We start from the raw sequence: 14,120 nt of genomic DNA, 5'->3' as shown, positions 1-14,120 counted from the left end.
GGAGATTATTTACGAGCGGTGTGTCCGTGGCCCTGGCCGTCGCCGCCCACATGGGAAACTTTGGTCCAGTCGATGGGATCAACGTCGAACGCCTGGCCGAAACCGCAGACCAGGCGGCCGCGGGCCGGCGTGAGCTGCACCACGTGGAAATCAGTCATGCCTTCGAGATGCTGCATGACCGGTCCGAATTTCTCCTTCATCGCGGACATCACTGTCGCGAACACCGGCGTATCCCGCTCGATGAACGCGGCGGCGCAGCGCAACGTGAGGCGCTTGCGGGCGAGCAGTTGCGCGGCGGTGTTTTCGTCCTCGATCACCATCACGCTGGCGCGGCCGGACTCGCGAAGGTTTTTGGTGTGGGCGGACATTTCGCTGACGTAAGTATGCAACGTGCCATCCGCAGAGAGCACCACGGGGACGACCGATGCATCCGGCTCGCCGGCCGCGGAGGCGGTGCCGAGCATGGCCGTGCGCAAACCGGACTTGAGTTGATCAATGGCCGCGCGGGCCTTCGCGGTGGCGGCATCGGGATTGGCCGCAGCGGGCTGCCTGGCCGCGCGCGCCATCCCGACAAGGACCATGTGGGCGTCCTCAGGCGAGGTCAGCGGCTTCTCGAAGGCGATGCGCACCGAGGTTTCGCCGGCCGGCTCGGTGACCACGAGGTCCATCCCCGTCTGGTCGATACCGCTGAGGCGGGCCGCCGTCGCCGCCGAACGACGCGCGAAATGGTGGGCATAATTCAGGATCGAATCCGCGTGGTCCTCGTTCATGTGATCGAGGATGTGGGCGGCTTTCTCGGCCGGAAAAAACGAATCAGTGGAGGAGTTGGCGAGTGCGTCGGTCGAAGACATAAGTGCGGTGGTTAAAGAAGGAACGAGCGGAAATCGAAACGGGTAATGATAAGGGCAACCGCTGCATAGCTGCGTCCCTGTTGTTGCGTATTTCTTACTGAATCTTGCGCCAAATTCGTGAGCAGGCGCCGATCAGCTGAAATTAATCGATATTGAGACTCCTTATCATTAAAAAATGAATGCAGTCGGCACGCCAACAGTCAATCAAAACATGAGACCAAGTCTCAATGGGCTAAACCTTCAAAGGTTTAGCGTTCATCAACAGGTTCTAAAGGCGCCGGAAACCATCCGGCCGCCTCCTTCAACCGTCAGAAAATCTTAACGCTGCGTCCCCGCGACGAGATCCGCCGCCTTGGCCGCCAGCGCCGGAGCGATTTTCGCGCGTTCGGAGAGATGATCGCGGATCACGTTCACCAACGCACTGCCCACCACCACGCCGTCGGCATGGGCGGCGACTTCGGCCACGTGCTCGCGTTTGCCGATGCCAAAACCCACCACCACGGGAAGCGCAGTGTGACGTTTGATGGCGGCAATCGCCTCGGGGACATTGGCCGCCACCGAATCCCGGACGCCGGTCACGCCCTCGCGAGACACGTAATAAATAAAACCCGTCGCGGCCTTGCCGATGATGGCGAGGCGCGCCTCGGGCGTGGTCGGAGCCACGATAAACACTGTTTTGATGCCATTGGATGCGCACGCGGCTTGCACATCGGCGGCCTCCTCGGGCGGCAGGTCAAGCGTGAGCATGCCGTCGACACCGGCCTCCTTGGCGGCTTGCACGTAGGCGTCCACACCATTCGAGAACACGAGATTGTAGTAAGTGTAGAAAACGATGGGCGTATCCGGCGCGAACTCGCGGATGCGACGCACCAGTTCGAACACGCGGGCGGCGGTCATGCCACCGGCGAGCGAACGCTGCGCGGCGAGCTGGTTGGTCAAACCATCGGCGAGCGGATCGCTGAACGGCACGCCCAACTCAAGCACATCGACGCCGTTCTCGATCAGCGCACGGCAGGCGGCGAGCGAGGTATCAAAATCCGGATCACCGGCGCACAGATAGGCGACGAAGGCGGCTCGATTGGCGGCACGGGCGCGGGCGAAGGCTTGGGCGATGCGATCCATGTGAACGATCATCGCCGCAAAAAACACGACCGGGAGCAAAGGGTTTTTTCAACCATCCCCGCTCACGCCACCTCGAAATCCACCACCACCGGACGATGATCGGAGAGAAAGCTGCGCACGACGTGGCTTTCGGCATTTCGTGCACCGGGCGGCAGAAAAATAAAATCCAGCGTGCGCCCCGGCAGGGGTGACGGGAACGTGCAGCCCTTGCTCGGGTGCAATGAATAGTCCCCGTAATCATGCAAATGGCTCAGCAACGTCGCCGTGGCATCGGACGCGTGATGCGTGTTGTTCAAATCACCGCATACGATCGGTGGCACCGCCCAATGAGTGTGCCGGTCGCGCTGCTTGTCGTGCAAGTAGGCCAGAAACCGGTCCACCTGGGCAAACCGGTGCACCTTTGACCGGTAATGCAGATGCATGTTGGCGATCGGCAGGTGGCGTCCGTGAAAATCAATCTCGGCAAACAGAAACCCCTTCTCGCCCACTTTGCTTTGCCCGAAAGCGATGTTTTCCCATACGGCAATCGGATGCCTCGAAAGAATCGCGTTGCCGTAACTCAGATTGAGCAGGCCCTCGCGACGGTTGTTGATGCCGAAGACCGCGTGCTCGAAACCACCGAACTCACGCAGGAATTCCAAGTGATCGAAATTGCCCGCCCAACGGGAGTTTTCGTCGATTTCCTGAAGGGCGACGATGTCGGGCTTCAGTTCGGCCAGGAGTTTGGCGATCTTGAGCAACGTCGCACGAATGCGGCGGCGAGTCGTCATACCTTGGATGGGCGAAAGCCCGCGGCCATGGGCGATGTTGAAAGTGACGATCCGGACGCGGGGCATTACAACCGGACTATCGCCTCAAACCGTGAAACCGGCAACGGGAAAGGTTCGGAAGAAGGAGTTGACAGCGGCGGGCGGCGTCTTGATTTTGCCCGACTCTCACGGCGGCCTTAGCTCAGTTGGTTAGAGCACTAGATTGTGATTCTAGGGGTCGCGGGTTCGAATCCCGTAGGCCGCCCCATTTTAAGGACTCCATAAGTCCTTTGTCCGGAGAGAGGTTAAGCTCACTCAGAAGCTCCAAAACAAGCCCCGCGACTTTTTCGGGCTTACCTAGGGAGAGTGCAGCCGATGGAGCCGAAACGACTGCACGCTCCGCTGCATCACCCAACCACGGCAGCTTTGCCACTTCGCCGTGTAGGTTCAGCGCCGCTACATCGGTGTAAACGTTGGCCGTTAATGACGGGTCAGAGTGCCCGAGCATTTCCTGCGCGGCCCGTTGATTTACACCCGACCGAACGCCGAGCGTTTGAAAGGTTTTCCGGAAGGCGTGGAAGTGGACAACGCGGCCCAGCTTGTCCACGTGCTCGATCTTTGCGCGAACCAGATCGGCCATGAGCGTGCGATGCTTTGGGAAGATCGGCCACAGCGGACGCATCGATGCATCGACCGGAGGCAACGGCCGAAGCGCAGTCAAAACGACCACCAAGGCAGGATGCAGCGGCACCGCCCGCTTAACCCCGCTCTTTGTCGTCGTGTCACGAGCCAGCAAGTAGGGCCGAACCGCATCCAGCTTGACGTCGTCCCAGACCAGCGACCGCGCCTCGTTACGACGCAGACCGGTGTAAAGCAGGAGCAGGTAAAGCGAGCGACGACGGCCCGCGACGGCCAACAGGCGGCGCAATTCGTCATCCGTGAAAGCACGCACGGGGCGGACCATCTTGCCGCGTGTTTCGACCTTATCGACACCGGCCAATGGGTTGACCGCGATTTGCTTTGTGCGAACCAGCCAATTGAGGAACGCCATCACGGAAGTCTGATATTCTTTGCGCGTCTTGGCCGAGCACGTGAGCGTGGAAACCCACTTGGCCCACGACAGCGGGGTCACGTCTCCCAGGACACGCCAGCCCGCGCCCTTCCCTGCCCGCTCGATACGACGCACGGAACCTTGCGCATGGAGCCGCGTGACCAACGAGAGGAGCGTTGCGCGATACTGCCCCAGAACCGCCGCAAAGGGCATTGCCGCCGCATCCCGCATGACTTTCGGAGCAATCAGGCCCAGACGCTCGCTTTGCTTTTCCACGATAAGTTTCCGGAGCTTTGCACGGGCAACCCGAATATCGACGGTTTCCAGCGCGACCGTCACGGGACGCTCACCACGGGCGAGCGAATAGCGCCCGTAGAACAAGCGGGATTGGATCCGCTTACCCTTGGAAACGCGCACCGGCTTGAAAACGTGTTCGGTCATTGGAAGGCACCGACACCACCGAGGTCTTGGCCTTCCGGACCAAGAGCACTCAGCGGCTCGGTGTGATACAAGCATCACGGTGATACTTCTAGCACAAGCACAAAGTTGAATACAGCCGACTTTCGCCCCGAATGCCAATCCATGGACGAGAAAAAAAGCGCCTCTATAAACGGCCGCATCACACCTGCGCTAAGAGAACGGCTTAATTTCATTCACGGAAAGCATCTGACAAACGACAGCACAATTCTGACCTATCTGCTCGAAGCTTTCTGTGACCACGTAGCGGAAAGCGGCAAAGTTGAAGTGCCGGTTAAGATTGTTGCCGCAGCACCAACGAAGGTGGCGAAGAAGGCAAGTTAACCGCCAAGATCATTCAATTTCAGTATCCTTAAAAGGGATACAATAAAAAAATAATACCCCCATGAGCTACATCGGAATCGCACACAAAGCCGGCACCATCAGTTCCAGCATAGAAAAACTAATCTCTCATGGCCAAGGTTCCCCCGGCCTTGCTAGCCGCCTAGGCACTACCAGCAGCAGTATAACCACGTTCATTGGTGGTCGAGCATCCCCGAGCATCGCTTCCGCACTCGGAACAACCACATCTAACGCACAGGCGCTTCGAAATGCCATCGGCCGCGAAGGCGCAATCGGGCTTATCATCGGCCTCGCCTGTGGCAGAGGCGAGACCCAGCAGTAATACTGGCCTTCATAATGAGCACCGCGAAAACGTCTTCCCTCTTTCACTTCACAAAAAACGTAGGGACGATTCAGAGTATTCTGAAAAATGGATTCTGGCCGACGTTATCACTCGAAGATCAAACATGGTTAAACCAAAGCCATTGGGCGTTCCCCGTTGTTTGCTTCTGCGACATTCCCATTAGCAGACTGACAAGCCATTTAAACTATTACGGAAACTATGGAATTGGGATGTCTCAGGAATGGGCAATTGAACAAGGCCTAAGCCCCGTAGTTTACATCAATTCGAACTCGCCATTCGCAGGAGCCCTTCACGCACTCGCAAATCAGAAAAAAAAGAAAAGCCGAAATGACTTTGCAGCCATGGCCTTCACTCTGGGCCACACAAAGCCACTTAAGGGCAAAGATAAAAGAAACGGAAGAAACCACGTTCATCGCAATTTTTACGAGGAATGTGAATGGCGCTATGTGCCACCGATCGACATCCGATCAGGGTCCGCTCCGATAGATGAAAAAACTTACCGGAACAAAAAAATACGCGGCCAGATCAACGAATCACTGAAGGCCAACTACGCATTAGAGGTTAAACCGGAAGATATCCGATACATCCTGCTTTCGAAGGAATCCGAGATTCCAGAAATGTGCGACTACTTCACTCGATGGCTAGGGCACCACTCAGCAGATTCACTAAAGGTCTTAATGACCAAAATAATATCCGTTGAGCGCATCTTGAGTGACGTTTAAAATGATGAGTCCACGGGCTTAGTCCGCTAATTGTTACCATGCCCAAGAAAACCCTCGCGAAATGCTCCTTCTGCGGAAAGGACCAGACCCAAATCGAAAAGCTCATTGTAGCCACAGAACAGATACCGGTCGTTTCCATCTGCAACGAGTGCGTCGTCATCTGTAACCGCATCCTTGCTCAAAAACCCGATAAATAATGGACCCGTCCCAGCAATTCACGAAGCAGCTAGACGCGATCACGCAATCGATGCAGCGGGAGATGGAGCAGGCAGAGCAGTTCATGATAGCCTACGCTATCGCCGTCATTGTGTATTTCATCTTCGCAACGGCCACCGGCGTTCACTGCGCATCGAAAGGACCGACCAAGAACAATGCATCATGGATGATGCTCGTTATTTTAATCCCCGTCCTTGGCCCCCTCGCCTATTGGATTTTCAAGCCCAGCGAAGACGACCTGTTTCCGACCGCACCCCAATCCGGAGTCTTTCCCCCGGCTCCACCACCCCGCACGTCACGCAGCATCGCCGACGAAATCACCGCCGACCTGGCGAAACGAAAACGCCCGTAAATGAACCATCCATTATTTGACGCTTACTCAGTCACCGTAGGAGAGCTCATTACTTATACTCCGGCAGAGATAGGTTCCTTTCGCCTCTACGGTTTTGAGTATATCGACAATCTGAACTTCCTCCGGACACCTGAAGAGATCATCCCCGATGAAACCCTGAGAAAAAGATTGGTTCATGCGGTGGGAAATCGTTTCACGGAAGCTGGCTGGGAAGGAACGGGAAAGTTATCCATGCTGTGGATTCCGCCTTTCGTCTTTCCCATGGCCGCAAAAATTGGCCCTCTTGGTGTCATCGTTTGGCACGTCAAACAGCACGAGGACGGCCTGTCCTGGCTTCTCTCGCCCACCCCGCTTCCCTTTGAGGAATTTGGGGCGTAAACGAAAAAGCCCGCGTGGATCCACGCGGGCCTACTTGAAGTTTCAACGCGAATGAAGGCCAGCTCACGTATACCTCTTAGCGAAGGGCTCTCCCTTTATTGGAAGCACTTGGTTCCTATCACGATCCTACCTATTGTCCTGTTTCTAGGCATTGGATTCAAACAAGCACGGGTTTTTTGGATATTCATCCCGCTGTTTTATGGATGCGGCTACTATGCTAGATTTCCCGTCCTGAAGAGAAATGTTACTTACCTCTTCTGGATCGTTGGGGGTGTCTTATTTATGGGCGTCGGCACTATCTCTTTCATTATTTTAACGACGCTTGAAACGGGCTCAGTGCGCTAGTTGCTAGCTTCGCCGCCATCGGTGACCGGCGTGTCCGGGCGGGATCGGCGTATGCGGTGTGCTCAAACGTGGCACCGTCGCAACGGTATGCCGCCTCATTTTCAGGACTTTCCCAGTCCTTCGTCCGGAGAGAGGTTAAGCTAACCTTAAGCTTCCACCAGTCGGGCAAACACCATCTTGCCGGCCGAAGACGGTAACACGCTGACAATCTCCACCGTGACGACGCGTCCGATGTGGTTCCGAGCGTTGTTAACCACAATCAGCGAATTGTCGTCGAGGTAACCGATCGCCTGCCCGTCTTCTTTGCCTGCCTTGGTCAGCTCGACCTCTAAAATTTCACCCGTGACCAACTCCGGGCGAATCGCCTTTCCAAGCGTATTCAGGTTGAGCGCGGCGACACTGTGAAACTCAGCAAGCTTGGCCAGATTGTAGCTGGTCGTCAGCAGCTTCGCGCGCATCGACTGCGCGAGGAAAACCAGCTTGGCATCGATATCCGCAGGCTTGCCAACTTCGCTCTCATGAATGCGCAAATCCATGTTTTTGATGCGCCGCAACTCGCCCAACGTTTCCAAACCGCGGCGTCCGCGCGCCTGCATGTGCGGATCCGTCGAATCCGCGATGCGCTGAAGTTCGTTGAGCACGAATTGAGGGATGACCAGCGCTGCACCGATAAATCCCGTTTCACTGACTCGCGAAATGCGTCCATCGATCAGCGCGCTTGTATCCACAATAATCAAAGGCGCCTCGACCTCGTGCGGAACGAAACGCACATAAGGAATCACCAAGTTAAACTCATCCTTCCCGCGCAACGCGATCACGGTCGCCAGATAAGTGCAGACGATGAACAGCGTCAGTCGCACCAAAAAGATAATCTGCGGATCGCCCTGTTCCAGCAGCGGCGAGTTGCTGATCATGTAGGAAATCACCGTTCCCACCGCCAAACCAAACGTGATGGCCGACAAGCCTCGCAGGGAAAATCCCTTCAGCATGATGTCGACCAGCACCACGAGGCACCCGATCGCCAGACCGATGAAAATCGCGAGCGTCTGATGGGCATCCCAATCGCGCACCGTGTAGCAAACCAACCAGCCCGCAGCCGCGCAAAGCGCGACGAACAGCGCACGGATTGGTAAGAGGGTTTTGTTCATAACGTAAAATATGGAAGCGCTCCAAATCGGGTGCCATCACGACCGACAGGGCGACATTAACACGATCTCGATTTTGCAAAAAACCACCGCCAGCGGAGGGCTTTTACCTTTTCAAGATCATCGGTCTCCATCTAGGTGCACTGCATATTTTAGCCGCACGCATGACAACCCAATACTGGCTGGTGAAATCCGAACCCGAGGCTTACGCATGGACCGATCTCGTCCGCGACGGCCGCACTGATTGGACCGGCGTTCGCAATTACCAGGCGCGTAATCACCTCAAGTCCATGCAACCGGGCGACCGCGTGTTTTTCTATGCGAGCGTAACCACCAAGGCCGTGCTCGGACTCGCCGAGGTTAGCCGTAGTTTTTTCCCCGACAAGACAGCCAACGAAGAGGGTTGGGTTGCCGTGGAAATCAAACCTCTGAAGCCCCTGCGCCTCCCCGTCACGCTTGAGCAGATCAAGGCCGAGCCATCTCTCAAGGATACCGCGCTGCTTCGTCAAAGCCGTCTCTCGGTGATGCCACTCACCGCCGCCGAGTTTAAAAAAATCTCCAAGCTCGGCGGGCTCTGATTCACGCAATGCCGGATTTTCTCCGGCTCACAACTCGACCAGAATGCGCAGCCCCACATGGCGAGCACGATCGCTTTTCAAGCGCGGCTCGGACGGGACTTTGAGCAGCGCTTCGGGCTCATCCAGATAACTTCCACCCACAACTGGAGCCCGGCTGTCAGTTGCATCGGCCGCGGACCACTCGCCCAAATTCCCCAGCAAATCGGCGAAGCCCGAGGCATTCGTTTTCTGACGACCAACTTCATGGCTATGCCCGCCGCTGTTGCGGCTGTTCCAGGTTTCGAAGGCGCTTTCGCCCCCGAGCGCGACACGAAATTCATCGGCGGAAGGCAGGCGCACCGTCGTGCCCAGCAACCACGAGAGACGCGTGCAAAACTCCTGCGCATCATTCCAGCTCACGGAGTCCACCGGTAGCGAACGCCCGGGATTACGGCTCGGATTGGTATTCATCACCAGCACGTAGAGCGACTGTGGCACTTCGGTTTTCAAGAGCAGCCAGTTGCTCACGCCGGGCAACGGCAGCAGACGATCGTAAACCTCATCCTGCAGCGCCCGCAAATCTGACCGCCTCAGCGCGAGATAAGCGAACTTGATGCGCAACGCGCCATCAAGGCGGCGGCTTTTGGGGTAATCTTTAAACAGTTTTTCAACCAACTGACCGGCCTCTCCGAGTTGTTGCTCGGCGGCGACGATCTGCCGTTTGCGCAAATGCACGCCGATCGCGCGGTCCAGCTCCTCAAGAGAATTGGCCACGTCGCTCGACAACGCCGTCTGTCGCTTGATCTCCAGGTTCTCGATTCGTTGCGAGGAGACAAAACGGCTGCGTGGGTAGTTTTGGTTCACCTGCAACTGAAGGTTCTCCGCGTCGTTGAACAACACCGCAGCCTCGGCCGAACGCCCGTTGATCACCGCATCGTCGCCCGCTTTTTCCTTCACATCGATCTCGGTCGCGATACCCGCGGCATTAAGGGATTCGATCTCGGCACTGAGCCGGTCCGCGCCGGCCAGATCGGCATAGCGGGTGCGGCCATACTCGCGATTGATGCGCGCCTGCATGTCGCGCGCCGCCGTGTAAGCCGTCAGTGCGTCGGCCCAGCGTTGATCCGTCGCCGCTTGACGTGCAGACACCAGCGCGGCCTGCATTTCTTTTTTTAACGGCGCGGCTTCCACCGCCGCCACTGCCTGCGTCAACGACGTCTCACGCACATAGTTCTTATAACGGGAACTGGCCGCGCTCAGGTTGACTTCTTTCTGCAAACGCAGCGCTTCGCGCAGTTTTTCTCCGGCTTCATCCACTTTTCCTGCGGTCAAAAGCTCTTCGCCGTCCTTCTCCAGGCGATCCACCAAAAGCACTTTCCCGCGCGCACGCACGCTATCCAGTTCCGTCTCCAACCGCACGAGTCGCGTGGACTGGTCCAAGTCGGCTTTGCTGAAGGTGCGCAAAAGCTCCTTCTGTTTATCCACCGCCTGCGCCAAGGCCTCGGTGGATTCCGTCGTGACCACATTGGCATCGGCGGCTTGCTGGTATTGTTTTTCCAGCGCGGTGATTTCATCCGACAACCGCGCGATCGCCGGATCATCCGGTGCGGTGACCACGGTGGCTGAACCACCCACGCGCTTCGGTCCGACAGTAGCCAGAAAGTAGTAAAGCAGTCCCAATGCAACGAGACCGAGCGCCACCAGCAGCCAGAGACGCGCGGCCTTCAAGAAGGCTTTGAGGTAATATTTTGTCCGGGAAACCACCATAGGGTAAGGGTAGAAGATCGAGCAAAGTCCCGTGAATGAAAAATGCAACGTGTTCCCCTCCTAAACCGCGATAAACTCGACATCTACCACCCATTGGCGTTTTCACAGAAGCGTGCTGGAAAATCTCGTCATCCTCGCCCCCGGCTTGCTCGGCGGATCCGTCGCCCGCGCCGCTCATGCCCGCGGCCTCGCTCGACGCATCACTGTGTGGGCGCGCCGTCCTGAAGCCCGCCTGAAACTGCGCGAACAGCCTTGGGTCCAACACGTCGCCGATACGCCCGAAGACGCCGTGCGCGAAGCATCCCTCGTCGTGCTGGCCGCACCCGTCGATAAAATCATCGAGCTGGCCCGGCTGATTGCACCCCACCTTCCCGCCGGTGCGCTCGTCACCGATGTTGGCAGCGTCAAAGGCGAACTGTGCCGCGCCTGCCACACCGCGATCGCCGGTCAGGCGCATTTCATCGGCTCGCATCCGATGGCCGGCAGCGAAAAAACCGGCTGGGAAAACGCCACCGACACCCTCTTTGAAAAACGGGTGTGTTTTGTCACGCCGCTCGAAGGCGCCAGCGAATCCGCCACGGCGACCATTGCCCGTTTCTGGCACGATCTCGGTGCCGAGGTGACGACCGTCACGCCCGATCAACACGACGAGATCACCGCGCACATCAGCCATCTCCCGCAGGCTGTCGCCACGTCACTCGCCACCTTCCTCGCCGCAAAAAACCCCGGCTGGCGCAATCTGTCCGGCAACGGCTTGCGCGATACGACACGCATTGCCGCGAGCGACGCCACGATGTGGATCGAGATTTTTCAGCAAAACCGCGACGAAGTCCTCCGCGCGCTCACGAAGCTTGAAGACGAGTTGCACGGCTTCAAAACCGCTCTTTCCAATCGCGATTGGCCCGAAGTCCGCGCCCGCCTTGAACGCGGCAAGGCTTGGCGCGACGGCTTTCGTCCGTAAAATCACCTTGGCGACTGCGCCCGTTTGATTGAACGTCACCGCTTCATGTCGCCGACGAAGCTCCCGGACATTCTTCCCATCCAGCCCTTCACCCGCCCCGTGCGCGGCGAAGTCACCCTGCCCGGCTCCAAAAGCCTCACCAACCGCGCACTCCTGCTCGCCGCCCTGTGCAAGGAAAAGGTCGTGCTCACCGGCGCACTCTTCAGCGAAGACACTCACCTGATGGTCGAGGCGCTCAAAGCCCTCGGTTTCACCGTTCAAGCCAATGCCGACGCCGGCACCATCGAGGTCTCTGACCAATCCAACGGCTTCACGAAACCCGCGCCCGTCGATCTCCACGTCGGACTCGCCGGCACCGCCGCCCGCTTTCTCACGGCGCTCTGTGCCGCCGCCCCTCGCGGCATCTACCGCATCGACGGAATTCCCCAGATGCGCAAACGCCCGATGAAGGGCCTCATCGACGCCCTCCGCGCCCTCGGTGCCGACGTCCGTTGCACCGGCGTCGACGGTTTTTTCCCGCTCGAAATCCACGCCAAGGGCCTCCGCCGCGGAGAGGTCTTCATCGACGCCAGCGAAAGCAGCCAGATGTTGTCCGGCCTCCTCATGGTCGCCCCGCTCGCCGATGCACCCATCCGCATCAAACTTTCCACCAAAGTCCGCGAGCCCTTCGTCCAGATGACGAAGAACATGGTCAACCAATTCGGCGGCGCCGCTGATTTCAACCCAGCCTCCGCATCCTGGGAAGTCGCCAAAAAACCTTACACGCTCGCCGGCACCTACTCCATCGAGCCCGACGCTACAGCCGCCAGCTACTACGTCGTCCTCCCTCTCGTCACCGGCGGCTCGCTCAACCTCCTCAACCTTCACGAAGGCCTTCAGGGCGATACGCAATTCGTCGAGGTCATGAAACGCGTCGGCCTCTCCGCCACGTCATCTCCTCGCGGACTCGAAGTCTCCTTCACCTCCGGCTCGCCTCTCTCCGGCGTCTCCGAAAACTTCAACGAGTTCTCCGACACCTTCCTCACCCTCGCCGCGATTGCTCCGCTGCTCACCGGCCCGACCCGCATCACCGGTATCGCCCACTCGCGCAAACAAGAAACCGACCGCGTCGCCGGCATGGTGCGTGAATTGCGTAAGCTCGGTCAGGAGGTCGATGAGCACACCGACGGCGACGGCCTCACCATCACGCCTCAACCGCTCAAGTCCGGTGTCGAAATCGAGACCTACGGCGACCATCGTTTCGCCATGAGCTTTGGCATCCTCGGCTGCCACGATCTCCACGGCGACGGCCGCCCTTGGATCTCAATCAAAGACCCGGCCTGCTGCGCCAAGACCTTCCCGCACTTCTTCGAACTGCTCGAATCGCTGCGTCTAAAATCCCTTTCACCCTCCTGATGTCCTCTTTTCTCCTGGTCGCCATCGACGGCGGCGCCGCCTCCGGCAAATCCTCCACCTCACGAGCCCTTAGCGAACGGTTCAACTTTCTCCACGTTGACACCGGCTCTTACTACCGTGCCATCACCGCCGAGTTGCTTCGCCGCGGTCTGCGCGTCGACCAGGTCGATGAAGTCAAAGCCGCCCTGCCCTCCATCACGCTCGGCACCCGCGTAGAAGGTCGCGCCGCCCGCATGGAAATCGGCGGACGTCTCGCGCCCGAGGCCGAGATCCGCGGCCCCGAAGTCACCGCTGCAGTCTCGCATTTTGCCGCCATCCCCGAAGTTCGCACCGCCCTGCTCACGTATCAGCGCGGACAAGCCGACGTCGCCCGGTCTCATGGTTTTCGCGGTCTCATCATGGAAGGCCGCGACATCGGCTCCATCATTTTTCCCAATGCCGATCTGCGCCTCTTCCTCCATGCCGATGTCGAGGCGCGCGCCAAACGCCGTGAGCTCGAGGGCCGTGCCGATGCCGTCGCCGAACGTGATCGCATGGATGCCAGTCGTAAGACCGCCCCGCTCGTCCTCGCCTCCGGGGCCATCGATATCGACAGCACCTATCTCAACCTCGAACAGGTCGTGGAAAAAATCGCCGGCCTGATCACCGAAAAAATCGGTTAATCCCCAAGCGTTCATGCAACGTCGCCACAATCACGGTGAGATGGATTTCCTGTATGGAATCTGTCACTACATCATCACTTTCGTCTACGATGCCTTTTTCCGCGGTGAAGTCGCCGGCGTCGAAAATCTCCCCAAAACCGGTGCGTTTATCGTAGCCTCCAATCACGCCAGCCACCTCGATCCTCCCGCGGTCGGTTGCCACATCCCCCGTCAGCTGGCCTTCTTCGCCCGCAAGACCCTGTGGAAAGGCGGCTTCGCCACATGGTGGCTGAACGGAGTCGGTGCCATTCCCGTTGACCGCGACGGCACGTCCGATGTCAGTGCGATGAAAAACGTCCTGCGCGCCTTGCAGGCGGGCAAGGTCATCACGCTTTTCCCTGAAGGCACGCGCTCGCCCGACGGCACGCTCCAAGCCCCTAAAACCGGCGTCGGCATGATCGCCTGCCGTTCGCGCGTGCCGGTCATCCCCGCGCGCATTTTCAATTCCCACATCGCCTTTGGCCGCGACGGCAAACTCCGTCCCGGCACCCGACTGTCGATTGTTTACGGCCGCCCGCTCCAACCCGCGGATTACGATGATCCCAAAGCAGGTAAAGATCGTTACCAGCTCGCCTCCGAAAAAATCATGGCCGCGATCGCCACGCTGCGCGAACCGCAGCCGGTGATCATTTAAAAATGGGTCGAT

At 58.3% G+C, this 14,120-nt stretch carries 15 protein-coding genes, 1 tRNA gene and 1 pseudogene; 11 read left to right on the top strand and 6 right to left on the bottom strand.

Annotation, left to right across the window (positions count from 1 at the left end; translation table 11 throughout):
* Positions 1–5: 5 nt before the first annotated feature.
* The 3 genes from FPL22_RS00380 to FPL22_RS00370 form a co-directional block, all read right to left on the bottom strand.
* Entirely contained in the window at positions 6–851 is an 846-nt protein-coding gene (locus FPL22_RS00380) for a DUF2470 domain-containing protein (protein WP_144228137.1), read from the bottom strand.
* 318 nt (positions 852–1,169) lie between these two features.
* The gene (gene trpA, locus FPL22_RS00375; RefSeq protein ID WP_238991268.1) at positions 1,170–1,985 is read right to left on the bottom strand and encodes a tryptophan synthase subunit alpha; all 816 of its coding nucleotides are present in this window, start codon (positions 1,983–1,985) and stop codon (positions 1,170–1,172) included.
* A 50-nt stretch (positions 1,986–2,035) separates the two neighbouring features.
* The gene (locus FPL22_RS00370; RefSeq protein WP_144228136.1) at positions 2,036–2,809 is read right to left on the bottom strand and encodes an endonuclease/exonuclease/phosphatase family protein; all 774 of its coding nucleotides are present in this window, start codon (positions 2,807–2,809) and stop codon (positions 2,036–2,038) included.
* A gap of 104 nt (positions 2,810–2,913) precedes the next feature.
* Between FPL22_RS00370 and FPL22_RS00365 the strand changes: the two genes are divergently transcribed.
* Positions 2,914–2,990, top strand: a tRNA-His gene (locus FPL22_RS00365).
* A 246-nt stretch (positions 2,991–3,236) separates the two neighbouring features.
* Here FPL22_RS00365 and FPL22_RS18195 read toward each other — a convergent pair.
* Positions 3,237–3,686: pseudogene (locus FPL22_RS18195) on the bottom strand (tyrosine-type recombinase/integrase); the annotation flags it as partial.
* Positions 3,687–4,355: 669 nt separating this feature from the next.
* Between FPL22_RS18195 and FPL22_RS00355 the strand changes: the two are divergent.
* The 5 genes from FPL22_RS00355 to FPL22_RS00335 all read left to right on the top strand — a co-directional run bounded on the left by FPL22_RS00355 (position 4,356) and on the right by FPL22_RS00335 (position 6,603).
* Positions 4,356–4,574, top strand: a complete 219-nt coding sequence (locus FPL22_RS00355; RefSeq protein WP_144228135.1) for a hypothetical protein — start codon at positions 4,356–4,358, stop codon at positions 4,572–4,574.
* 354 nt (positions 4,575–4,928) lie between these two features.
* Positions 4,929–5,657, top strand: coding sequence for an abortive infection system antitoxin AbiGi family protein (locus FPL22_RS00350; protein ID WP_144228134.1), 729 nt, complete (start codon positions 4,929–4,931; stop codon positions 5,655–5,657).
* Positions 5,658–5,695: 38 nt separating this feature from the next.
* Positions 5,696–5,854, top strand: a complete 159-nt coding sequence (locus tag FPL22_RS00345; protein WP_144228133.1) for a ClpX C4-type zinc finger protein — start codon at positions 5,696–5,698, stop codon at positions 5,852–5,854.
* Positions 5,854–6,225, top strand: coding sequence for a PLD nuclease N-terminal domain-containing protein (locus tag FPL22_RS00340; RefSeq protein WP_144228132.1), 372 nt, complete (start codon positions 5,854–5,856; stop codon positions 6,223–6,225). Before FPL22_RS00345 ends, FPL22_RS00340 begins: the two co-directional genes overlap by 1 nt.
* A complete protein-coding gene (locus FPL22_RS00335; RefSeq protein ID WP_144228131.1) occupies positions 6,226–6,603 on the top strand; it encodes a hypothetical protein in 378 nt (125 codons plus the stop codon). It abuts the gene before it with no gap.
* A 491-nt stretch (positions 6,604–7,094) separates the two neighbouring features.
* Here FPL22_RS00335 and FPL22_RS00330 read toward each other — a convergent pair whose 3' ends face one another.
* Positions 7,095–8,096 carry a PIN/TRAM domain-containing protein gene (locus tag FPL22_RS00330; protein WP_144228130.1) on the bottom strand — a complete coding sequence of 334 codons (1,002 nt, stop codon included), beginning with the start codon at positions 8,094–8,096 and terminating at the stop codon, positions 7,095–7,097.
* Between the two features lie 161 nt (positions 8,097–8,257).
* Here FPL22_RS00330 and FPL22_RS00325 point away from each other — a divergent pair, with 161 nt between their 5' ends.
* Positions 8,258–8,671 carry an EVE domain-containing protein gene (locus FPL22_RS00325; protein ID WP_144228129.1) on the top strand — a complete coding sequence of 138 codons (414 nt, stop codon included), beginning with the start codon at positions 8,258–8,260 and terminating at the stop codon, positions 8,669–8,671.
* Positions 8,672–8,698: 27 nt separating this feature from the next.
* Here FPL22_RS00325 and FPL22_RS00320 read toward each other — a convergent pair whose 3' ends face one another.
* The gene (locus tag FPL22_RS00320; RefSeq protein ID WP_144228128.1) at positions 8,699–10,417 is read right to left on the bottom strand and encodes an SUMF1/EgtB/PvdO family nonheme iron enzyme; all 1,719 of its coding nucleotides are present in this window, start codon (positions 10,415–10,417) and stop codon (positions 8,699–8,701) included.
* A 112-nt stretch (positions 10,418–10,529) separates the two neighbouring features.
* Here FPL22_RS00320 and FPL22_RS00315 point away from each other — a divergent pair, with 112 nt between their 5' ends.
* The 4 genes from FPL22_RS00315 to FPL22_RS00300 are packed head-to-tail and all read left to right on the top strand — an operon-like array spanning position 10,530 to position 14,108.
* Positions 10,530–11,378: a prephenate dehydrogenase gene (locus FPL22_RS00315; RefSeq protein ID WP_203235088.1), complete on the top strand. Its 849-nt coding sequence runs from the start codon at positions 10,530–10,532 to the stop codon at positions 11,376–11,378.
* 45 nt (positions 11,379–11,423) lie between these two features.
* Complete coding sequence (gene aroA / locus FPL22_RS00310) at positions 11,424–12,773, top strand: 3-phosphoshikimate 1-carboxyvinyltransferase (RefSeq protein ID WP_144228126.1); 1,350 nt, start codon at positions 11,424–11,426, stop codon at positions 12,771–12,773.
* Positions 12,773–13,435 carry a (d)CMP kinase gene (cmk, locus tag FPL22_RS00305; RefSeq protein WP_144228125.1) on the top strand — a complete coding sequence of 221 codons (663 nt, stop codon included), beginning with the start codon at positions 12,773–12,775 and terminating at the stop codon, positions 13,433–13,435. Before aroA ends, cmk begins: the two co-directional genes overlap by 1 nt.
* Before the next feature lie 13 nt (positions 13,436–13,448).
* On the top strand, positions 13,449–14,108 hold the full coding sequence (locus tag FPL22_RS00300; RefSeq protein ID WP_238991266.1) for a lysophospholipid acyltransferase family protein: 660 nt from the start codon (positions 13,449–13,451) through the stop codon (positions 14,106–14,108).
* The last annotated feature ends 12 nt before the right edge of the window (positions 14,109–14,120 follow it).

The sequence above is a fragment of the Rariglobus hedericola genome, from assembly GCF_007559335.1.
In the GTDB taxonomy this organism is placed as follows: Bacteria; Verrucomicrobiota; Verrucomicrobiia; order Opitutales; family Opitutaceae; genus Rariglobus; species Rariglobus hedericola.
The sequence above is the reverse complement of the archived record's forward strand: the minus strand, read 5'-3'. Positions and strand labels throughout refer to the sequence as shown.